The sequence below is a fragment of the Nakamurella multipartita DSM 44233 genome (assembly GCF_000024365.1).
Classification (GTDB): Bacteria; Actinomycetota; Actinomycetes; order Mycobacteriales; family Nakamurellaceae; genus Nakamurella; species Nakamurella multipartita.
This window is the reverse complement of the sequence record NC_013235.1, coordinates 304,288-323,820: the sequence shown is the minus strand read 5'-3', so window position 1 is coordinate 323,820 and position 19,533 is coordinate 304,288. Positions and strand designations below refer to the sequence as shown.

The window sequence follows — 19,533 nt, the reverse complement described above, 5'->3', positions numbered from 1 at the left end:
GAATGATGCGGTCGCTACCCTCGGGCGAATGAAAGCGATCGTCGTGGAGCAGCCGGGCTCGCCGGCCCGGCTGGTCTGGCGGGAGGTGCCCGACCCGGTCCCGGGCGCCGGTGACGTGCTGATAAACGTCGCCGCCAGCGCCGTCAACCGGGCCGACCTGCTGCAGGCGGCCGGTCACTATCCCCCGCCGCCGGGCGCGCCGGACACCCTGGGCCTGGAGTGCTCGGGGGTGATCGCCCAGCTCGGCCCGGACGTGTCCGGCTGGCGGGTCGGCGACCGGGTGTGCGCCCTGCTGGCCGGGGGCGGGTACGCCCAGCGGGTCGCGGTACCGGCCGGTCAGGTGCTGCCCGTGCCGGACGGGGTCGACCTGATCGAGGCAGCCGGTCTGCCCGAGGTCGCCTGCACGGTGTGGTCGAACCTGGTGCTGACGGCCGGATTGACCGCCGGCCGGACGGTGTTGATCCACGGCGGCGGATCGGGCATCGGCACCATGGCGATCCAGGTGGCCGTCCAGCTGGGCGCGCGGGTCGCGGTGACCGCGTCCCGGGACGCCGTCCTGGACCGGTGCCGCACGCTGGGCGCCCAGGTCACCATCAACTACGCGCAGCAGGACTTCGTCGAGGCCATCCAGGACGCGACCGACGGGCGGGGCGCCGACGTCATCCTCGATCCGATCGGGGCCAAGTACCTGGCCCGCAACATCGACGCGCTGGCCGACGGTGGCCGGCTGGTGATCATCGGCCTGCAGGGCGGCACCCGGGCCGAGCTGGACATCAACGGGCTGATGCGCAAGCGGGCCGGCGTCATCGGCACCACCTTGCGCTCACGGCCGATCGCCGGCCCCGGGTCCAAGAGCGAGATCGTCGAGCGGGTGCGGACCGACCTGTGGCCGCTAGTCGCGGCCGGGGCGGTGCGGCCGGTGATCGACTCGGTGCTGGACCTGCCGGACGCCGCGGCGGCGCACGCGCGCATGGCCGAGGGCGGGCATGTGGGCAAGATCCTGCTGCGCGCGCCCGCCCGGGTGGGTACCGGTACCGGCGAGGGCGCCGCGACAACGTGAAGCAGCCGAACGAACAGGGAGAGCGACGATGAGCCAGCCACAGGGACAGCGGGTCGTGGTGATCGGACCGGACGGTCAGCCGGTCGGTTATGCCGACGTGCCGAACGGCGACGGCCAGCCGGCCGACGGGACCTCGTCCCCGGACGGTGACGGCCCGGCCGACCCGGCCGACGCGATCGGCGAGCCGGCGAAGGTCATGCGCATCGGCACCATGATCAAGCAGCTGCTGGAGGAGGTCCGGGCGGCACCGCTGGACGAGGCCAGCCGGGCCCGGCTGATGCAGGTCCACCAGCGCTCGATCCGGGAGTTGGAGACCGGGTTGACGCCGGAGCTGCGGGACGAGCTGGAGCGCCTCTCGTTGCCCTTCACCGAGGACACCGTGCCCTCCGAAGGTGAGCTGCGGATCGCGCAGGCCCAGCTGGTCGGCTGGCTCGAAGGCGTCTTCCACGGGTTGCAGGCCGCTCTGGTCGCGCAGCAGATGGCCGCCCGCACCCAGCTGGAACAAATGCGGCGCAGCCTGCCGCCGGGGCATTCCGACGGACCCGGCTCGGCGCCGGGACCGGGCTCGGGCCAGTACCTCTGATCTGAGACTGACCTGAGGCCGGGCCCGCGGCCGCGGGCTGCGGCCGTCCGGCGTGTCGCGGGCCGGCGACGGGGTCGGGCGGCGGGTCTGCGGCACCGTGATCGGGTGGCGACACCGACGGGGCGGACCTGGACACGACGCGTGCCGGGCCTGGTCGGTGACGGCCTGGTCCGGCTGCACGAGGTGGCGTTGATCGTCGTCGGGCTCGGGTTCGTCTTCGTCGCCGACGAGGACGAACTGGCCTACCTGGGCATCTGGGACCTGCTGGCGGTCCTGTACGTCGGGATCGGCGTGGTCGTCCTGCGGCGCAGTCGCCGCGACCCCCGGCCCGTCACGGATGGGCCGGTGGTCGGCCGCTTCCGGTTCAACTTCCTGTTCGCGCTCGTCGCCAGCATGATCGGCTTCTTCGTCGCGGTCGACATCGCCGTCTCCGACAACCCGGACGAGTATCAGATCCTGCTCAACCTGCTGGGCGTCGTCGCGATGATCCTGTCCTGGATGCTGTTGCAGGCCGGGTACGCCCGGCGCTACGCCAGCATGTACGTCCGCGGCGGCGGCCTGACCTTCCCGAGCACGGCGGACCCGTCGGCGGTCGACTTCCTCTACTTCTCGGTCACCATCGGCACGGCCTTCTCGGTCTCCGACGTCCTGGTCACCACGGCCCGGATGCGCTGGCACGTGCTGGTCCATTCCACGATCAGCTTCTTCTACAACGCCGCCGTCGTCGCGTTCGCATTGAGCATGTTCGCCGGCCGCTGACCCGGCCGCGTGCCGCGTGGGTAAATCATCCTATTTGTCCCTCACGCGACATCTGTCAGGATCGACGGATGACCGCCCCGGCACACCCCAGCACCGCGCCCCTGGCCCCTGAGGCGCCGCTGCCCGTGCGGGACAAGCTGGCCGCCCTCCGGGTGTTCCATACCGGGCCGGGGAAGGTGGCCGCGGCGGCCGGACCGGTGGCCCTGCTGACGTTCACCCCTCGGTGGCTGATTCCGCGATACGCGATGGTCTGCTCACCGCGGGGTGCCCGGGACGTCCTGGGCCGGACCGACGGCGCATTCGACAAGCAGCACATCGTGCACCGGCAGAGTCAGGCCTTCGGGCGCAACGTGTTCAACCTGCCGCACGAGCCCTGGCTGGGTCGACGGCGGCTGCTGCAACCACTGTTCACTCGCCGCCACGTGGCCGAGTACGCCGGCCACATGTCCACCTCGGCCGCCCGGCTGGCCGACGACTGGATCGCGCGCGGGACCGTCGATCTGGACGAGCAGACCCGGCGTCTGACCTTGCAGGTGATCGGTCGCTCGGTGTTCGGGCTCGATCTGGGCGAGCGGGCCGACGAGCTCGGACCCCCGGTCAAACTCGTGCTCCAGTGGCTGACCGGCCGGTCGCGAAGACCGGTGCGGGCCCCAGGTTGGCTGCCGACGCCCGCCCGGCACCGCATGCGGACATCGCTCGGCCAGATCCGGGCCGTCATCGATGAGGCGATCGACGCGGCACGGATGGATCCCGGCCGCGACGCCGGGCTGGTCACCCTGCTCCTGGCGGCCGACGACCCGGAGACGGGCGTCCGGCTGACCGACGAGCAGATCCGCGACGAGCTGTTCGTCTTCCTGATCGCCGGCCGCGACACCACCTCCACCACCCTGGCTTTCAGCCTGTGGTCGCTGGGGCGTGATCCGGTCCTGCAGGAACGGGTGGCCCAGGAGGTCAGTGGCCTGGGACCACGGGCGTTGACCGTGGACGACCTGCCCAAGCTTGCGTTCACCGCGCGCGTGATCCACGAGGCGCTTCGGCTGTGCCCGCCGGCCCCGATCATCGTGCGATCCGCGATGCAGGACGCGACCGTCGACGGCGTGCGGATTCCGGCCGGCACCCAGGTGATCGTCGGTGCCTACGCGATGCACCACGACCCCTCGCTGTGGAGCGAACCGGAACTGTTCGACCCCGACCGGTTCGCCGGTTATCGGCCGGTCGGCGACGACCGGTGGCGGTTCCTGCCGTTCGGCGCCGGGCCTCGGTCCTGCATCGGCGACCATTTCGCCATGCTCGAGACGACCCTCGGGCTGGCCACCATCATCGGCCGGACCCGGGTCGAATCGCTCGACGCCGATTTCCCGATCGGCCTGCCGTTCACCCTGACCGCGGGCGGCCCGGTACCCGCCCGCATCACCTCCCGATCCTGAACGTCGCCGATCAGAGCGAGCGCTCGTGCTCCGGTGGCTCCACCGGCGGCGGGGCGGCCGACACCCGGCCGGCCATCAGCGGGGTCGCCTCGTCCCAGACGGTGCCGGCGGCCGCGTCGGCCCGGCGGCGGGCGATGCCGGACAGGGTTTCCAGCACCACCCGGTTGCCCAGCATCGCCGTGATGTCCGCGTGGTCGTACGGCGGGGCCACCTCGACGATTTCCAGGCCCACCAACGGCACCGCCCGGCCGATCCGCCGGACCGCGTCGAGCAGTTCGCGGGCGGTCAGCCCGCCGGGTTCGGGGGTGCCGGTACCGGGCGCGGCGGCCGGGTCGCAGACATCGATGTCCACCGACAGGTAGACCCCGTCGGTGTCCTGGGTGGCGATCGTCATGGCCTCGGTGAGCACGCGATCCAGGCCACGGCGGGCAATCTCGGCCATCTCGTAGCAGCGCATGCCCTGCTCGGCCATCCAGGCCAGCTCGGGCGGTTCCGGCCAATACCCGCGCAGGCCGATCTGCAGGAACTTCTCGCCCCGCACCGCGCCGGACTCGATCACCCGGCGCATCGGCAGGCCGTGCCCGTACAGCGAGCCGAACTGGATGTCGCCGGTGTCGGCGTGCGCATCGAAGTGGATGACGGCCAGCCGACCGTAGCCGAAATGCTCGGCCAGTGCGGTGATGTCGGGCTGGGCGACGGTGTGGTCACCACCCAGCACGACCGGGATCTTGCCGGCCCGGGCCAGCGTCAGCACGGCGTCCTGCAGGGCGGCCAATGACCGCTGGGTCTCGGTCGGGGCCATCTCGACGTCACCGGCGTCGACGACCCCGAGGTCCAGCAGCGGATCCACCCGCAGGGCCAGGTGCGGCCGGGAGCCGGTGTGCTCGGAGTAATCGCAGCTGCGCAGGGCCATCGGCCCCATCCGCGCCCCGGCCCGGTATGAGGTGCCGGCGTCGTACGGCGCCCCCAGGATCACCGCGACCGCGTCGGTATAGCTGGCCGGATCAGCCAGGTCGCAGCGCGGCACCCCGGTGAAGGTGATGTCCGGTCCGTACATCGAGCCGTATCTGGCCATACCCATGATTCTGCCCCGTCCCGGGGACGCGATGGACCAACCTGTCGTCTGCGGATTCCGTCGCAATTTGCGTTTCCGGCAACGGATTCCCTTGCCATAGAGGATCCGAACCGGGCAGAATGACCGTCATGCCCCTTCATGATGATCCGGAGCCAGTGGCGGTCGACCCGCCCGGGCGCATCGTCCTGGACGAGGTGTCCAAGAAGATCATCGAGCAGTTGCAGCAGGACGGCCGCCGGCCCTACGCCAGCATCGCCGCGGCCGTCGGGCTGTCGGAAGCCGCGGTACGGCAACGGGTTCAGCGGCTGCTGCGGGCCGGCGTGGTGCAGATCGTGGCGGTCACCAACCCGTTGCACGTCGGATTCACCCGCCAGGCCATGGTCGGGATCCGGGTGGACGGCCCGATCGATCCGGTCGTCGCGGCGGTGTCCGCCCTGGACGAGGTGTCCTACGTCGTGGTCACCGCCGGATCGTTCGACCTGCTGGTCGAGGTGGTCTGCACCGACGACGAGCACCTGCTCCGCGTGATCAACCACCACCTGCGCGCCGTCGACGGCGTCCGCAGCACCGAAACGTTCGTCTATCTCGACCTGTCCAAGCAGACCTACACCTGGGGAACCCGATGACCGCCTCCGCTCCGGCCCGCCCGAGCTCACCCGCCGACCACCTGTGGATGCACTTCACCCGCATGTCCGCCTACGCCGGCCAGCCGGTGCCCACCATCGAACGCGGCGAGGGCTGCCACATCTGGGACACCGACGGCAAGCGCTACCTGGACGCGTTGTCCGGGCTGTTCGTCGTGCAGGCCGGCCACGGCCGGGAGGAACTGGCGCAGGCCGCCGCCGCGCAGGCTCGCAAGCTGGCGTTCTTCCCGGTCTGGTCCTACGCCCACCCGACGGCGATCGAGCTGGCCGACCGGCTGGCCGCGGCCGCGCCGGGCGATCTGAACAAGGTGTTCTTCTCCACTGGCGGCGGCGAGGCGGTCGAGACCGCGTGGAAGGTGGCCAAGCAGTACTTCCGGCTGACCGGCCGGCCCGGCAAGTACAAGGTGATCAGCCGGGCCATCGCGTATCACGGCACCACCCAGGGCGCGCTGTCGATCACCGGGGTACCGCCGTTCAAGGCCCCGTTCGAACCGCTCGTGCCCGGCTCGGTGCGCGTGCCCAACACCAACTTCTACCGCGCCCCGGAGTTCGTCGCCGGCGACGAGAAGGCCTTCGGCCGGTGGGCCGCCGACCAGGTGGAGCAAGCCATCCTGATGGAGGGCGCGGACACGGTGGCCGCGGTGTTCGTCGAGCCGGTGCAGAACGCCGGCGGCTGCTTCCCGCCGCCGCCGGGTTATTTCGAGCGGCTGCGGCAGATCTGCGACGCCCACGACGTGTTGCTGGTCAGCGACGAGGTGATCTGCGCCTACGGCCGGCTGGGCACCATGTTCGGCGCCCAGAAGTTCGGCTACCAGCCCGACATCATCACCAGCGCCAAGGGTCTGACCTCCGGTTACTCGCCGCTCGGGGCGGCGATCATCTCCGACCGGATCTTCGAGCCGTTCGCCACCGGCGAGACCACCTTCGCCCACGGCTACACCTTCGGCGGTCACCCGGTGTCCTGCGCGGTGGCGCTGGCCAACCTGGACATCTTCGAGTCCGAGGATCTGCTGGGCAACGTACTGCGCCGCGAGGTGGACTTCCGCACCACCCTGAACCGGTTGCTGGACCTGCCGATCGTCGGCGACGTCCGCGGCGACGGGTTCTTCTTCGGCATCGAGATGGTCAAGGACAAGGCGACCAAGGAGACGTTCACCGCGGCCGAGAGCGAGCGCATCCTGCGCGGTTTCGTCTCGCCGGCATTATTCGAGCGCGGCCTGTACTGCCGGGCCGACGACCGCGGCGACACGGTGGTGCAGGTCGCGCCCCCGCTGATCAGCGATCAGGCGGTGTTCGACGAGATCGAATCAGTGCTGCGGTCGGTGTTCACCGACGCCTGGGCCATGCTCTGAACCCTCCGGCCGCTACAGGCGGACCAACACGAACTTCTCCCAGCCGCCGATCGCCGTCCGGTTGGCGACCAGCGATTGGGCCCCGGCGGCCTCGGCGGTGACCAACAGGTTGTTCGCCCGAGCCCGGAAACTGACCGTGCCGTCGCCGTTGTCGATCAGCTCGAACTGCTCCCAGCCCAGCGCCTCCGCCCGGTTGGCGATCAGCGGTTGCGCACCGGCGGCCTCGGCGGTGACATAGCGCTGGCTGGCCAGCGACCAGAGGTTGACCTCGTTGCCGCCCAGGCTGTGCAGGATGAACCGTTCCCAGCCCTGGGCGACGGTGCGGTTGGCGATCAGCGGCTGGGCGCCGGCGGCCTCGGCCGTGACGAACCGATCGTTGGCCACCGCCCGCAGGGCCACCCAGGATCCCGACGGCTGCGGCGGCCCCCAGGACACACCGGTGACGGTGGTCGCGTACTGCGGCCACGTCGCGCCGTCCTTGGGGGCGTAGAAGCGGGTGCTGACCGAGCCCGCGGCCGGGTCGATCGTCACGATCTGCACCGGGTTGGTCGAGTTGGAATGGAACGCGCCCAGGAACGAGACGACCTTGCTGCCGTCCGGCCGCACGTCCGTCCGGCTGGCGGCATTGCCGACGTGCCCGGAGAAGACCAGCTTGACGTTGCTGAACGGCCGGACCAGGTTGTCGTACAAGTACTGCGGACTGGTGTCGCCGTAGCCGCCGTTGCCCTGCTCGATACCGCCCCCGGCATTCAGGTAGGAGTGGGTGACCACGATGACGTTGTGCTGGGGGTGTCCGGCCACCACATCCCGGGCCCAGGAGATGACCTGGGCCCGCGGCCAGAGCTCCAGGTTGAGCACCAGCCAATCCATGTTCCCGGCCGTGAAGGTGCTCCAGGCATTGTCGACCTTCCCGGATTCGAAGGTGCCATTCACCGCCGGAAAGGAGGAGACCGGAAAATATTGATTGAACGTCGCGGTTCCCCGGACATTCACGTGGGCCGATTGGCCAGGGCAGGCGGAGCCGCCGGCGCAGACCGCGGCCGTGTCATGATTTCCGATCGCCGGAATCCACGGAATTCCGGCGGAGGTCAGCTTCTGCATCGCCGTGCGGGCGATCGCGTACTGCGCATGATCGGCCGTGTCCCAGTTCACGACGTCGCCGGTGTGCAGCACGAAGGCCAGGTTGAGGGCGGCCCGGTTGTCCACCAGCCACTGGGTGCGGTTGGCGAAACGTGTATCGGCACCGAATACTTCCTGCTGGGTGTCCGGGATGACGGCCAGGCTGAAAGCGCCGGGCGCGGCCGCCGCCACGGCTGCGGGCGCCGGCAGCGTACGGGCCTGGACCGGGCCCGCGCCGCTGACCGCCGCGATCATCAGCATGAGCAGAATCATCACGATCGACCGGCGTCGTACCAACTCTGTCATGAACAGAACGTAATCGTTGACGGTGGGGCTAACACGCCTGGAAAGCAACGGCGACTATTTCCCACTCGAAAGCGTTTATTTCCGTTCCGGAGGGCGACGACCGATCGGGCCATCGGCACATTCGTGTGGCGCGCGCACCCGGGCGCCGCGGACGCCGGCCAGCGCCCTCACGTTCGGTGAACGGACCCGACGGCGCCGGTCAGCCGACCCGCGCCCACAACGCCGCCAGCTCGCCGCGCGAGGTGACGCCGAGCTTGCGGTAGGCGCTGGACAGATGCACCTCGACCGTCTTGGGCGTGACGAAGAGCTCCTGGGCGATGGCCTTGTTGGTCCGGCCGGCGGCGGCCAGCTCGACGGCGCGGCGTTCACTCGGGGTCAGGGCCTCGATCCCGGTGAGCGCCCGCTGCCGCGGACGGCCGCCGGCAACCCGCAGTTCGGCCGCGGCCGGGCCCGCCACGGAGTCGGCCCCACACGCGGTGGCCAGCTCGACCGCCCGGGCCAGGTGCGGGCGGGCGGCCACCGCCTGGCCGCGGCGGCGCAGGGCCCCGCCCAGACCGGCCTCGGCCCGGGCCAGTTCCAACCGGGCGGGCGAGTCCGCCAGCGCGCCGACGGCCTGGTCGAAGACCGGGAGGCAGGAGTCGGATCCGGCGGCGTCGAGCACGCCGGCCAGCACCCGCAGGGCGGACCCGACCGTGCGGGGCGCACCCCATTGCCGCGCGGCGCTCACTCCGGATTCGGCCGCCGCGGTCGCCTCGGACCACCGCTGCAGCCCGGCCAGCGCGCGGGCCCGAAGACCGGCGACCGGCACCCAGGCCGGATTCACCACCCGCCGGCGGACCGCATCCAACCGGTCGGCGGCCTCCAGCGCCTGCTGCCACTGGCCCTCGGCGAGCAGCACCTCCAGCTCGGCCCGGCGCAGCAGCAGGTCCCCGTCCGACCCGGGCGCGGCCGGCGCGGCCCGCCCCCAGGCGGCCCGTGCGCCGGCCAGGTCACCCCGGTCGACCAGCAGCCGGGTGTGGAACCCGGCCCAGTAGGCCATGCCGCTCTCGTGCTGCCCGCCGCGCCGGATCGTGTCGGTCTCGTACTGCCCCAGGGCGTGCGCGGCCTCGTCCAGCGCGCCCCATTCCAGGAAGTTCCAGCCCTGCCACAGCCGAACCCCGCTGACGGTCAGCTGCGAGCCGTTGCGAAGCCCGTCGGCGAGCATCCGCGCCCAGACGTCGGCCGCACCGGCCTCGTCGGCCAGCACCAGCACGCCGGCGGCCACGATCGACATGAACCACGGGTCGGCCCGGACCAGCACCCCGTCGTCCAGGGCGGCTCGGGCCAAGGCCACGCAGCCGGCCATCGGGGCCCCGGTCAGGGCCCGGTCCCAGGCCGCGGTCGCGGCCAGCATCCGCGCGCCCGGCCCGGACCCCGGACCCGGCACCCGCACCAGTGACAATCGCTCCCCGGCGTCCGCGTCGTCGGCTCCGAAGTGCCCCGCATACAGCTCGACCGCGACCAGTGCATCGTGCAGATCGCCGAAGTCGGCCGGCAGTGTCGCCCGGGCCTGGCGCAGCAGCTCGACGGCCTCTCCCGGTGGGTTGGTGAAGATCAACATTCGGGACAGCACGCCGACGATCTCGCCGCGGTCGGCCGGCGCGGACGCGAGCTGGTAGGCCGCGCGCAGGTGCTCGATGGCCGACACCGGTTCGTTGGCCAGCGATTCGGACATGCCCAGTTCCTGCAGCAGCCGCGGCCGGACATCGTCGGGGGCGGGCTCGATCACCGCGCGCCGCAGGTAGGCCAACGCGTCGTCGGCCGCGCCGCGGTGGACCGCGATCAGCGCGGCCGCCCGCAGCACCGTCACCACCCACTCCCGGCCGGCCGGCTGCAGGGCCAACGCGTGGGCGGCGATCTGCTCGTCGGGGCGCCCCATCGTCCGCAGCACATCGGCCACTCGCAGATGCCGTCGTTCGGATTCGACGGGCGTCAGTTCGCGGTAGACGGCATCGCGCACCAGAGGGTGCACGAACCGCAACGGTGAACCGGGCTGCAGGATCTCGGCGCGCAGCAAGGTCCGGGTCGCCGCCTCGATCTCGTCGGCGTCCAGGCCGGTGACGGCCTCCACCATGGCCACGCCCTCCCAATCGCCGATCACCGCCAGCGCCTGCGCCACGGCGATGGCCTGTGGCCCGGCGTGGGCCAGCCGGGCCAGCACGGTGCGGGAGACCGCCCGCGGTCCGAGCGTGGCGATCGCCGCGACCGAGGCGGCGTCCGGGCGGACCCCGTCGGCCTGCAGGGCGCGGGCCAGCTCGTCCAGCAGCAGGGGGTTGCCGCCGGTCACCCGGCGGCAGTCGGCGGCGAACTCCGGCGCCGGGTAGGTGCCCATCCGCCGACGCAGCACCTCCGTCACCGCCTCCAGCGTCAGCGGCTGGGGCTGCACGAGCTGGGTGGCCGGGTCCCCGACCAGCTCGTCGAGGGCGGCGTCGGCCGGTGGTTGGCCCGCCGTCCGGTAGCCGGCCACGACGACCACCGGCAACCCGTCCAACCGCCGGCTCAGGTAGGACAGGAACCGCAGGGACGAGCGGTCGCACAGCTGCAGATCGTCCACGGTCAGCAGCAACGGCCCGTCGGCGCTGGCGTTGACGACCAGCCAGTACAGGCCGTGCAGCACCGACTGCGACACGTCCTCGAAGATCCCGCCGGGGGCCGCCGGGACCTCGTCGAACACCGCCCGGGCCTGGTCGGCGGCGCCGGCCCACCACTGCGGCGACCGCCGCACGGCCCGTTCGAACAGCTGCCGCGCCACCCCGAAGGCGAACTCCCGCTCCAGGTCGCTGGCCCGGGCGGTCAGCACCGAGAACCCGCCGGCCCGGGCCGCTCGTTGGCTCTCGGCCAGCAGGCTCGACTTGCCGATCCCGGCCCGGCCGGCCACCACCACGACCCGGCCCTCGCCGTCGGCGGCCGCTCCGAACGCGTCCGCGATCGCCGAGATCTCTCCGGCCCGTTCCAACAGGGTGCCCGCCGACGGACCGCCGTCGCCGCTGGCCCGCCCCGTCATCCCGCCATGATCGCAAATCGGTCGAGCTCCAGCAGCGGCCATCACGCAGCGAATCTTGGGGTGGACCTTGGGGGTGGCCCCAGAGACATACCCGGCCGGGTCCGGACAGGATGCAGGGGTGAGCGTCGAGCGGCTTCATCTGTGCATCGAGGTCGGCCGGGCCGGTGACCTCATCACCGGCACACTGACGCTGCCGAGCGGTCGGGTCCGGACGTTCACCGGCCGGCTCGGCCTGTTCAGCGCTATCGACGACGAGATCGAGAACGTCGCACCGCAGGGTGCGCCAGAGGGGACCGAAGATGTTGACAGGTAAGACGAGCCGCGTTCTGGTGGCAGGCGCGGCGGTGCTCTGCCTGGCTGCCTGCACGGGGAACTCGACGACGGTGAGCTCGAGCAGTTCGACGCCATCGTCGGCGGCGGGCGCGAACGCATCGACCAGCCCGTCGTCGGCCGTGTCGTCGTCGGCCGGCACCGGTTCCGAGGGCCTGACCTCGGTGCCGGGCCTCCCCCAGGAAGCGCTGGACGTGATGAACCAGCCCCAGTACGCCCTGGGCCAGTGGGCGATCTCGGTCCGCGACATCGACACCGGCGAGCAGATCGTCTCGCTGCACCCGGACACCCTCTTCGAGCCGGCGTCGGTGACGAAGACCTACAGCACCGGCGCCGCGTGGCAGGAACTCGGGCCGGACTCGACCGTCACCACCCCGGTGAAACGGACCGGTGAGGTCACCGGCGGCACCCTGAACGGGGACCTCGTCCTGGTCGGCAAGGGCGACATCACGATGGGCGGCCGCACCAAGCCCGACGGCACCGTGGACTTCACCAACCTCGACCACAACGACGCCAACGGCATCCCCGGCGCCACCCTCACCACCGAGGACCCGCTGACCGGGTTGAACGAGCTCGCCGCACAGGTCAAGGCGTCCGGCATCAACGAGGTATCCGGCGACGTGATCGTCGACGACCGGTTGTGGCAACCGCACGACCTGGTTGGCAACCCCGTCACGCCGATCATCATCAATCAGAACGTCATCGACTTCACCACCACCGCAACGACTCCCGGCCAGCCGGCGTCCATCGTCATGAGCCCGGTCGTCGCGCCGTGGCAGATCGACAACCAGGTGCAGACCGTCGAGGCCGGCGGGAAAACGCAGATCAAGCCGACCTCCACCGACGAGAAGACGGTGACGCTGACCGGCACCATCGCAGCGGACAGCGCGCCCGTGGTGAACGTCTACCTGTTCAAGGACCCGGCGACCTACGCCCGCACCGCCTTCATCGAGGCCCTCGGCCGGGCCGGCGTGACCGTCACCGCCGACCCGGTCGCCACCAATCCGGACTCCGCCCTGCCGCCGAAGGCCGACGTCGACGGATTGACCTCGGTGGCCGAACTGACCTCGCTCCCGCTCAAGGAGGAGATCACCTACATCAACAAGATCAGCTACAACAACGGCGGCGAGGCGATGTTCTGCCGGTTGGCGGTGGCCGCCGGTAGTGATGACTGCGAGCAGGGGCTGCGGAAGGGGCAGGAGATCTGGCAGGCGGCCGGGCTGGACACCAATGCTGTCGTGCTCGTCGACGGGTCCGGGTTGGAAGGCAACTACGTCACGCCGAACAGCCAGGTCCAGCTCCAGACGATCATGGCGAAACGGCCGGACTCCCAGGAATGGCTGGACACGTTGCCGATCCTCGGGGTCGACGGGTCGCTGGCGACCGTGCAGTCGACCAGCCCGTCCGCGGGGAAGGTCTTCGGCAAGACCGGCACCCTGGCCGCCGGGGATGCCTTCAACGACCGGTACCGGTTGCCGGTCAAGGCGTTGGGCGGGCAGATGGACACCGAGGGCGGACGGCACTTCGCGTTCGCGGTGTTCTCGACGAACAGCCTGTACCCCGACATCAACGGGATCTTCCAGGCCAATGACGACGTGGGAAAGGTCGTCGCGTCCATCCAGCAGGCGTACTGAGCTCGACCAGCAACAGTCACCGGAAGGTCTGACAAAGCAATGAGGGCAACACGCAAGAGCCGCGGCCTGCTGGTCGTGGTCGCGGCCGGGGCTCTGGTGCTCGCGGGGTGCACCAGCGGCACCGAAGCCGCATCGACAACGAAGTCTGCGGCCACGGTGTCACCAACGGCGTCGGAAACCGGTTCACCGGCGGACGATCTCGACCGGGCCCTGGCGGAACTGGTGGCCATGCCGGGCGGGCCGCCCGGCGTCATCTCCATCGTGCAGGTCGGCGACAAGCAGACGGTGCACACCGCCGGCGTCGCCGACACCACCACCGGGGCGGCGCCCGAGGCGACCGATCACATGCGGATCGCCTCGGCAGCAAAGGCTTTCAGCGGCGCGGCCGCGCTGTCCCTGGTCGACCAGGGGAAGCTCTCGCTGGACGACACGATCGGCAAGTGGCTGCCGGATCTGCCCGCCGCCTGGGCCGACGTCACCCTGCGCCAGTTGCTCAGCCACACCAGCGGGTTGCCCGACTTCACCCAGAACGCCGATTTCGGCGCCGCGGCCGGCGCCTCGCTGGATACTCCGCTACCACCGGAGCAGTTGCTGACGTTCGTCTACGACGAGCCGCTGGTGTTCCCGCCGGGCAGCCGGTACATGTACGACAACACCGACAACATCGTCGTCGGGTTGATGATCCAGGCGGCCACCGGAAAAACCTACGCGGAGGTGCTGCAGGAGCAGGTCTTCGCGCCGCTCGGCCTGGACAGCACCTCCCTGCCGGTGGGCACCGAGATGCCCGAACCCACGCTGCACGGCTACGACCTGGATGAGCAGGGCGCGCCGGAGGATGTCACCGAGCTGGTGGCCGCCGGCTGGGCGTGGGCGTCCGGGGGGATCGTCTCCACCCCGGCGGACCTGAATACCTTCATCCGCGGCTACGTCGGCGGGAAGCTCTTCGGGCCCGAGACCCAGGCCCGGCAAACCGATCTGTTCATCCCCGGCGGTGAATCCGGGCCGCCCGGGCCGGGCCAGAACTCCGCCAGCCTGGCCCTGTTCCGCTACCAAACCCCCTGCGGCACCGTCTACGGGCACACCGGCAACACCCCCGGCTACACCCAGTTCATGGTCGCCAGCCCGGACGGCACCCGCTCGGCGACGATGTCCATGACGCTGGCCCGCAATGCCGGCGGCACCCCGGAGGAACTGCAGGTACTGGACGCCCTCCAGCGAGCCGAAGCCGCCGCGATCTGCCTGGCGCTGGACGGCTCGTAGCGACGCAGCGCCGGCCCCGCGGCGCCGTGACCGGTCGAGGTACCGGCGCCGGCCGGTGGTGATCGGGGAGCTAGAACCAGCGTTCCAGGATCTGCGCGACCGCGTCCTCGTGGTGGTGGGCGCCGACCTCGCTGACGATGGCGGCGACGTCCGGATGGGCGTTGCCCATCCCGACGCTGAACCCCGCCCAGTGCAGCATCTCCAGGTCGTTGGGCATGTCGCCGAAGGCGATCACGTCCTTGCGGTCGATCCCCCAGCGGGCGGCCAGCTCGGACAGCGCGGTCCCCTTGTTCACCCCGGCCGCGGCCACCTCGATCAGGCCGTCGTCGGTCGAGTAGGTGATGGAGACCTCTTCCGCGCCGACGGCACGGGCGGCCAGCGCGAGCGATCGGGAGTCGCCGCGGCCCCGGACCAGCAGCTTGGCCGCCGGTTCGGCCAGCAGCTCGGCCCGGTCGGCCCGCTTGAAGTACCCGAACGCCCAGGGGTGGTCGTAGTCGTGCTCGGCGATGCACGCCTGCAGGGTGATGCCCAGCCGTTCGACGGCCAGCGAGAAGGTGTCCGTCTCCTGCTCCAGACCGGTGACGAAGGTCTGCATCGTCTCGGCGGTCAGCGGGGACGCGGCGATGATGTCGCCGGCGGCCACGTCGTAGACGACGGCCCCGTTCATGCACACGGCGATGCCGGTGAAACCGGCCTCGATCACCGGGCCGAGCCACCAGATCGGCCGGCCGGTGGCCACCACGACCCGAGCCCCGGCCGCGGCGGCCCGGTTGAGCGCATCCAGGTTGCGGTCGCTGATCTTCATGCCGGATTCGTCGAGCAGCGTGCCGTCCAGATCGGTGACCACCATCGCCGGCACATCCGTCCGGGAGCGGTCGGTCGCGGAGCGATCGGGGGTGGGGGAGGTCACCGGGCCATTCTCCCCTGCCGATCGACCCGACCCGACCACCGGGACCCGGCACCATGGAACGCGTGGACGATCCGCAGCGGCGCACCCAACTCAACCGGGCGGCCCGCCTGGCGGTCGTCCTGGACCGCGACGGCGCGCACTGCCTGTGGTGCGGCCGCGGGTTCACCACCCTGATCCGGCCGACCACCGACCATCTGGTGCCGCGGGTCAAGGGCGGCCCGTCGTGGCTGGAGAACGAGGTCGCCGCCTGCTCCCGCTGCAACAACGACCGCGGGCACCGGACCCCGGTGGACTGGCTGGCCGAATGCGACCGCCGCGGCTGGGCGCCGGACCGGGCGGCGATCGGCGAGGCGCTGCTCCGGTTCCGCGCGGCCATCCACGATCGGGGTGGGCAGCGGCGGGCGGCGACCTACCTGGACGGTCAGCTGCGCCGCTGGCCGGCCTGATCGGCGCACCACTGCCGCCACACCGGGTCCAGGCCGCCGCGGTCGGTGTCGCCGGCCAGTACTCGGGCCACGGTCCCCGGGCCGGCCAGGTCGTACCGGGTGCCGGCGGGCAGGACCGGGGTGGGCGCGGCCTGGCGACCCAGCAGCAGCACGGTGTCGATCACCCGAGCGGGGCCGAGCCGGCCGGGGGCGCGGCGGGCGGCCCCATCCGGCAGGTCCAGGTCCTCGACCAGCAGGTCGGCGCCCTCGTGCCGGACCCGGGTGGTGGCCCGCAGGGCTCCACCGGCCTCGCCGACCCGGCCGAACACCAGGGTCTCGCGCAAGCAGGCGCTGGCCCCGGCGGCCAGGTCCAGGGTGGTCGAGCGGTGCACGCGGGCCCCGTCGGCAACGACCAACGGCTCACCGCTCCAGGTCAGGGTGGCGCCGGCGGCCAGGTCGGCCCGGATGAGCCAGCTGGACGCGATCCCCTGGGCGTCGTAGGCCACGGTGCCGGCGGTCTCCACCACGTCCAGCCAGCCGCCGGGGCCCACCCGCACGTCCAGCTCGACGCGATCACCACCGAGCAGCAGCGCGGTGGTGGCGACCAGGGCGACCCGGGCGCCGGCCTGATCGACCCGCTGCACCCGGGCGGCGATCGGCCCCGGGGTATGAGTGACCCGCGCCCGGCCGGGGGCCGGGTCGACGGCGATGAGCGTCACGAGTGAGGCTGCGCCTCGTCGTGCGCGTGCCAGAGATTGGCCTCGGCGTGGAAGTGCGGCGCCATCGGGCCGGGGTCGACGGCCACGTGACCACCGGATCGGAAGGACTGCAGGGTGGCGCGCACCCAACCGGTGAGCTGGTCGATCGAGGCCCGGTCGGTCCGGGACAGGCCGATCACCGGCCGGCCGTCCCGGGCCGCCTGCCCGTCGGCGACCATCTGCGGGACGTCGACGCCGACGTACGGGCCGAGGTCGGTCTTGTTGATCACCAGCAGGTCGGCCCGGCCGATCCCGGGGCCGCCCTTGCGGGCCACGTCACCGCCCCCGGCCACGTCCAGCACGAACAGCTGGGCGTCGACCAGGGCCGGGGAGAAGGTGGCGGTCAGGTTGTCGCCACCGGACTCGACGAGCACCACGTCCAGCGGGGCGAAGTCGGCTTCGAGGTCCTCCACGGCCAGCAGGTTGGCGGTGACGTCGTCCCGGATCGCGGTGTGCGGGCAGGCCCCGGTCTCGACCGCCCGGATCCGTTCCGGGTCCAGCACGCCGGCCGACCGCAGGAAGCGGGCGTCCTCATCGGTGTAGATGTCGTTGGTGATGACGCCGAGCTGCAGCTCGGCGGCCATCTCACGGCAGATCAGCGCGATGATCGACGACTTGCCGGTGCCGACCGGGCCGGCGACGCCGAGCCGGAGGGTCGTCCGGGTGGTGGTATCGGGCACGAATCAGCCTAACCCCAGCCCGTCCGGGAACCGAACCCCGTTCGTGCGCGATCGGTTTCGAGATTGTTAACGCCGACGAGCGAGCGGGTCAGGCCCGGAACAGGCGTTGGCCGGTGACCGCGTGCACCTGCGCCCACTGCTCGATCAGCGGGCCGGCGACGGCCGGGATCTGGCCCGGCGCGGTCAGCGACGCGACCGCGGCCGCCATCCGGTCGATGTCGGAGGCGGCCTGCACCACCCAGCCGGTGGCCACCAGCGGATCCAGCGGATCGAGTTTGAGCGCGGCCGCGGCGACGGTCTGGGCGTCGTCGTAGCCGATCAACCGGGCCACCTGCCGCCCGGTCAGGCCGGCGAGTGCCCCGGCGACGCCGATCGCCACCGTCCGGGTCGGTCGGCGCACCGCGCGCAGCGCCCCGCTCGCCGGCGCATCGGGCCACAGTCCGGTGACCAGCCGGGCATACCCGCGCCCGAGTCCCTCGGCGTTCTCCCGCAGCGCCGGGCTGATCGTGCGGGCCCGCCACGCGTCGTCGACCGCCCGCAGCCCGTCGGCCAGGTCCGCCGGAGCGGCGACCGCCACGTGCCGGGCCACCACCGCCGCCCCGGCTTCCACCGCCACCACCGTGCGCAGCCGCGTGCGGATGTAGGCCGGCACCTGGGCCAGCGAAAGGCCCTGCCGCATGGCCGGTTCCAGGCCGGCCGACTGGGTGTGTGCGCCGGTCGGCAGCCGGGCGTCGGCCAGCAGCATCAGCAGCACCTCGGACCCGCCGCCGCCGCCGGCACCCCCGCCCCCGCCGCCGGCTCCCCCGCCGAGTGTGCAGAAACCGCCCTCATCCGCGGTTGATAGGGGCACTTTCTGCCCACTCGACGTGGGGGGGTCGGGACGCACGCTCGGCGAAGGGGGATCGGGCGCCACACCCGGCTCGGGGTCAGACGGCATCGGGCTTGGCCTCCACCCACACGGCCCGGGCGGACGCGACGATCTCGTCGCCGGCCAGCAGGGCGCTGGCGGTGCGCATGGACCGGTTGCCGATGGATTCGGTCCAGCCGACCGCGATCAGCTCCTCCCCCACCATGATCGGGCGGCGCTGGGACGCGGACAGCCGGCCCAGCAGGGCGAACCGGCCGCGACGCACCGCCTCCGCCGGGTAGCTCGGGCAGTCCAACGCGCCCCAGACCGCCGGCGTCCGCAGCACGCCCGCGTCCTGGCAGTAAGCCGCCGGCACGGTGAACGGGCTGGCCATCAGCTCCGGGTGCCCGGGCACCGGACCGAAGCAGATTCGCAGCCCGTCCCGACGTTCCGCGCCGCAGACCACACAGTCGGACAGCGGCAGGTCGAGCCCGCGGAACGGGTGCGCGGCCCAGGCGGCCTGCGCCTGCGCGACCGTCGGCCGGTAGGGCGGCTCGGCGACGAACGGCTCGGCGGGGACGGCCTCGGCCAGCACCTGCCGTCCGCCGTCCAGCAGCTGGGCGCCGCCGCCCAGGCGGGACTTCACCCCCAGCGGCACGCCGACCGGGATCGGCGCACGCAGCGTCACCTCGGCCAGATCACCGGGCACGAAACCGGCCAGGGCGCCGCAAGCGAAACCGCCGTTGGCGAAACCGCGGGGCCCGTTCTCGCGCGGGTCGAGGACCAGGGTGCCGTGGCCCCAGCTCATTGCGCCGCGGCGGGCAGGACGACCACCCCGTCGTCGTCGCACCAGACGTGGTCGCCGGGCCGGAAGATCGCGCCGCCGAACTCGAGGTCGACCTCGTGCTCGCCGGCTCCGGTCTTGCTGCTCTTGCGCGGGTTGGTGCCCAACGCCTTGATGCCCAGCGGCAGGGCGCCGAGCGCGACGCTGTCCCGCACCGCACCGTTGATCACCAGCCCGGCCCAACCGTGGTCGACGGCGAGCTGGGCGATCAGGTCGCCGGTCAACGCGGTGTGCACCGATCCCCCGCCGTCGATCACCAGCACCCGACCCTGGCCGGGGGTGCCCAGGATCGATTTGAGCAGCGCGTTGTCCTGGAAACACCGCACCGTGGCCACGATTCCGTCGAAATCACGGCGTCCGCCGAACTGCCGGAACTGCGTGTCGCAGGACTGCAGGCGCTCGCCGTACTCGTCATACAGATCTGCCGTACTCATGCCACCGATCCTCGCACGCCCTGGAGTTGATCATGGGCAGAGT

The 19,533-nt window shown here is 71.8% G+C and carries 19 protein-coding genes; 10 read left to right on the top strand and 9 right to left on the bottom strand.

Annotation, left to right across the window (positions count from 1 at the left end):
- The first annotated feature begins 28 nt into the window (after nt 1-28).
- The 4 genes from NAMU_RS01430 (at nt 29) to NAMU_RS01415 (ending at nt 3,829) form a co-directional block, all read left to right on the top strand.
- Nucleotides 29-1,060 (top strand): NAD(P)H-quinone oxidoreductase, encoded by a 1,032-nt coding sequence (locus NAMU_RS01430; RefSeq protein ID WP_012814194.1) that lies wholly within the window; start codon nt 29-31, stop codon nt 1,058-1,060.
- 28 nt (nt 1,061-1,088) lie between these two features.
- Nucleotides 1,089-1,643: a bacterial proteasome activator family protein gene (locus NAMU_RS01425; protein ID WP_012814193.1), complete on the top strand. Its 555-nt coding sequence runs from the start codon at nt 1,089-1,091 to the stop codon at nt 1,641-1,643.
- 105 nt (nt 1,644-1,748) lie between these two features.
- Entirely contained in the window at nt 1,749-2,402 is a 654-nt protein-coding gene (locus NAMU_RS01420) for a DUF1345 domain-containing protein (protein ID WP_169312457.1), read from the top strand.
- Between the two features lie 68 nt (nt 2,403-2,470).
- Nucleotides 2,471-3,829, top strand: a complete 1,359-nt coding sequence (locus NAMU_RS01415; RefSeq protein ID WP_012814191.1) for a cytochrome P450 — start codon at nt 2,471-2,473, stop codon at nt 3,827-3,829.
- 10 nt (nt 3,830-3,839) lie between these two features.
- Here the strand turns inward: NAMU_RS01415 and speB are convergent, their stop codons facing one another.
- Nucleotides 3,840-4,904, bottom strand: a complete 1,065-nt coding sequence (gene speB / locus NAMU_RS01410) for an agmatinase (RefSeq protein WP_052307737.1) — start codon at nt 4,902-4,904, stop codon at nt 3,840-3,842.
- 128 nt (nt 4,905-5,032) lie between these two features.
- On the opposite strand from speB, the gene NAMU_RS01405 reads away from it, so the two are divergent.
- Together NAMU_RS01405 and NAMU_RS01400 are read left to right on the top strand one after the other, a co-directional pair.
- Nucleotides 5,033-5,530 (top strand): Lrp/AsnC family transcriptional regulator, encoded by a 498-nt coding sequence (locus NAMU_RS01405; RefSeq protein WP_052308112.1) that lies wholly within the window; start codon nt 5,033-5,035, stop codon nt 5,528-5,530.
- Entirely contained in the window at nt 5,527-6,900 is a 1,374-nt protein-coding gene (locus NAMU_RS01400; protein WP_012814188.1) for an aspartate aminotransferase family protein, read from the top strand. The genes NAMU_RS01405 and NAMU_RS01400 overlap by 4 nt, the downstream gene beginning before the upstream one ends.
- A 12-nt stretch (nt 6,901-6,912) precedes the next feature.
- Here the strand turns inward: NAMU_RS01400 and NAMU_RS26890 are convergent, their stop codons facing one another.
- Together NAMU_RS26890 and NAMU_RS01390 are read right to left on the bottom strand one after the other, a co-directional pair.
- Entirely contained in the window at nt 6,913-8,325 is a 1,413-nt protein-coding gene (locus NAMU_RS26890; protein WP_083785603.1) for a DUF7910 domain-containing protein, read from the bottom strand.
- 199 nt (nt 8,326-8,524) lie between these two features.
- On the bottom strand, nt 8,525-11,368 hold the full coding sequence (locus NAMU_RS01390) for a helix-turn-helix transcriptional regulator (RefSeq protein WP_012814186.1): 2,844 nt from the start codon (nt 11,366-11,368) through the stop codon (nt 8,525-8,527).
- 118 nt (nt 11,369-11,486) lie between these two features.
- Between NAMU_RS01390 and NAMU_RS01385 the strand changes: the two genes are divergently transcribed.
- The 3 genes from NAMU_RS01385 (at nt 11,487) to NAMU_RS01375 (ending at nt 14,592) form a co-directional block, all read left to right on the top strand.
- Complete coding sequence (locus tag NAMU_RS01385) at nt 11,487-11,681, top strand: hypothetical protein (protein ID WP_012814185.1); 195 nt, start codon at nt 11,487-11,489, stop codon at nt 11,679-11,681.
- 70 nt (nt 11,682-11,751) lie between these two features.
- Nucleotides 11,752-13,332 (top strand): D-alanyl-D-alanine carboxypeptidase/D-alanyl-D-alanine endopeptidase, encoded by a 1,581-nt coding sequence (gene dacB / locus NAMU_RS01380; RefSeq protein WP_217180704.1) that lies wholly within the window; start codon nt 11,752-11,754, stop codon nt 13,330-13,332.
- 39 nt (nt 13,333-13,371) lie between these two features.
- Nucleotides 13,372-14,592 carry a serine hydrolase domain-containing protein gene (locus NAMU_RS01375; RefSeq protein ID WP_012814183.1) on the top strand — a complete coding sequence of 407 codons (1,221 nt, stop codon included), beginning with the start codon at nt 13,372-13,374 and terminating at the stop codon, nt 14,590-14,592.
- A 70-nt stretch (nt 14,593-14,662) separates the two neighbouring features.
- On the opposite strand, the gene NAMU_RS01370 is transcribed toward NAMU_RS01375, so the two are convergent.
- Nucleotides 14,663-15,502, bottom strand: a complete 840-nt coding sequence (locus NAMU_RS01370; protein WP_052307735.1) for a Cof-type HAD-IIB family hydrolase — start codon at nt 15,500-15,502, stop codon at nt 14,663-14,665.
- A 53-nt stretch (nt 15,503-15,555) separates the two neighbouring features.
- Between NAMU_RS01370 and NAMU_RS01365 the strand changes: the two genes are divergently transcribed.
- A complete protein-coding gene (locus NAMU_RS01365) occupies nt 15,556-15,948 on the top strand; it encodes an HNH endonuclease (RefSeq protein WP_012814181.1) in 393 nt (130 codons plus the stop codon).
- Here the strand turns inward: NAMU_RS01365 and NAMU_RS01360 are convergent.
- From NAMU_RS01360 to rraA, 5 genes are all read right to left on the bottom strand, one after another.
- On the bottom strand, nt 15,924-16,646 hold the full coding sequence (locus NAMU_RS01360; protein ID WP_012814180.1) for an urease accessory protein UreD: 723 nt from the start codon (nt 16,644-16,646) through the stop codon (nt 15,924-15,926). The two genes, NAMU_RS01365 and NAMU_RS01360, sit on opposite strands and share 25 nt — an antisense overlap.
- On the bottom strand, nt 16,643-17,365 hold the full coding sequence (gene ureG / locus NAMU_RS01355; RefSeq protein ID WP_012814179.1) for an urease accessory protein UreG: 723 nt from the start codon (nt 17,363-17,365) through the stop codon (nt 16,643-16,645). The genes NAMU_RS01360 and ureG overlap by 4 nt, the downstream gene beginning before the upstream one ends.
- 88 nt (nt 17,366-17,453) lie before the next feature.
- Nucleotides 17,454-18,110 carry an urease accessory protein UreF gene (locus tag NAMU_RS01350; RefSeq protein ID WP_012814178.1) on the bottom strand — a complete coding sequence of 219 codons (657 nt, stop codon included), beginning with the start codon at nt 18,108-18,110 and terminating at the stop codon, nt 17,454-17,456.
- Nucleotides 18,111-18,291: 181 nt separating this feature from the next.
- Nucleotides 18,292-19,020, bottom strand: coding sequence for a hotdog family protein (locus NAMU_RS01345; RefSeq protein ID WP_012814177.1), 729 nt, complete (start codon nt 19,018-19,020; stop codon nt 18,292-18,294).
- A complete protein-coding gene (rraA, locus tag NAMU_RS01340) occupies nt 19,017-19,490 on the bottom strand; it encodes a ribonuclease E activity regulator RraA (protein WP_012814176.1) in 474 nt (157 codons plus the stop codon). The genes NAMU_RS01345 and rraA overlap by 4 nt, the downstream gene beginning before the upstream one ends.
- Nucleotides 19,491-19,533 lie beyond the last annotated feature (43 nt).

What these genes read in the sequence shown, in the direction of transcription:
- NAMU_RS01430 (WP_012814194.1), top strand. Translation starts at nt 29, where the DNA reads ATGAAAGCGATCGTCGTGGAGCAGCCGGGCTCGCCGGCCCGGCTGGTC.
- NAMU_RS01425 (WP_012814193.1), top strand. Translation starts at nt 1,089, where the DNA reads ATGAGCCAGCCACAGGGACAGCGGGTCGTGGTGATCGGACCGGACGGT.
- NAMU_RS01415 (WP_012814191.1), top strand. Translation starts at nt 2,471, where the DNA reads ATGACCGCCCCGGCACACCCCAGCACCGCGCCCCTGGCCCCTGAGGCG.
- speB (WP_052307737.1), bottom strand. Translation starts at nt 4,904, where the DNA reads ATGGCCAGATACGGCTCGATGTACGGACCGGACATCACCTTCACCGGG.
- NAMU_RS01405 (WP_052308112.1), top strand. Translation starts at nt 5,033, where the DNA reads ATGCCCCTTCATGATGATCCGGAGCCAGTGGCGGTCGACCCGCCCGGG.
- NAMU_RS01400 (WP_012814188.1), top strand. Translation starts at nt 5,527, where the DNA reads ATGACCGCCTCCGCTCCGGCCCGCCCGAGCTCACCCGCCGACCACCTG.
- NAMU_RS26890 (WP_083785603.1), bottom strand. Translation starts at nt 8,325, where the DNA reads ATGACAGAGTTGGTACGACGCCGGTCGATCGTGATGATTCTGCTCATG.
- NAMU_RS01390 (WP_012814186.1), bottom strand. Translation starts at nt 11,368, where the DNA reads ATGACGGGGCGGGCCAGCGGCGACGGCGGTCCGTCGGCGGGCACCCTG.
- NAMU_RS01375 (WP_012814183.1), top strand. Translation starts at nt 13,372, where the DNA reads ATGAGGGCAACACGCAAGAGCCGCGGCCTGCTGGTCGTGGTCGCGGCC.
- NAMU_RS01365 (WP_012814181.1), top strand. Translation starts at nt 15,556, where the DNA reads ATGGAACGCGTGGACGATCCGCAGCGGCGCACCCAACTCAACCGGGCG.
- NAMU_RS01350 (WP_012814178.1), bottom strand. Translation starts at nt 18,110, where the DNA reads ATGCTGCTGGCCGACGCCCGGCTGCCGACCGGCGCACACACCCAGTCG.
- NAMU_RS01345 (WP_012814177.1), bottom strand. Translation starts at nt 19,020, where the DNA reads ATGAGCTGGGGCCACGGCACCCTGGTCCTCGACCCGCGCGAGAACGGG.
- rraA (WP_012814176.1), bottom strand. Translation starts at nt 19,490, where the DNA reads ATGAGTACGGCAGATCTGTATGACGAGTACGGCGAGCGCCTGCAGTCC.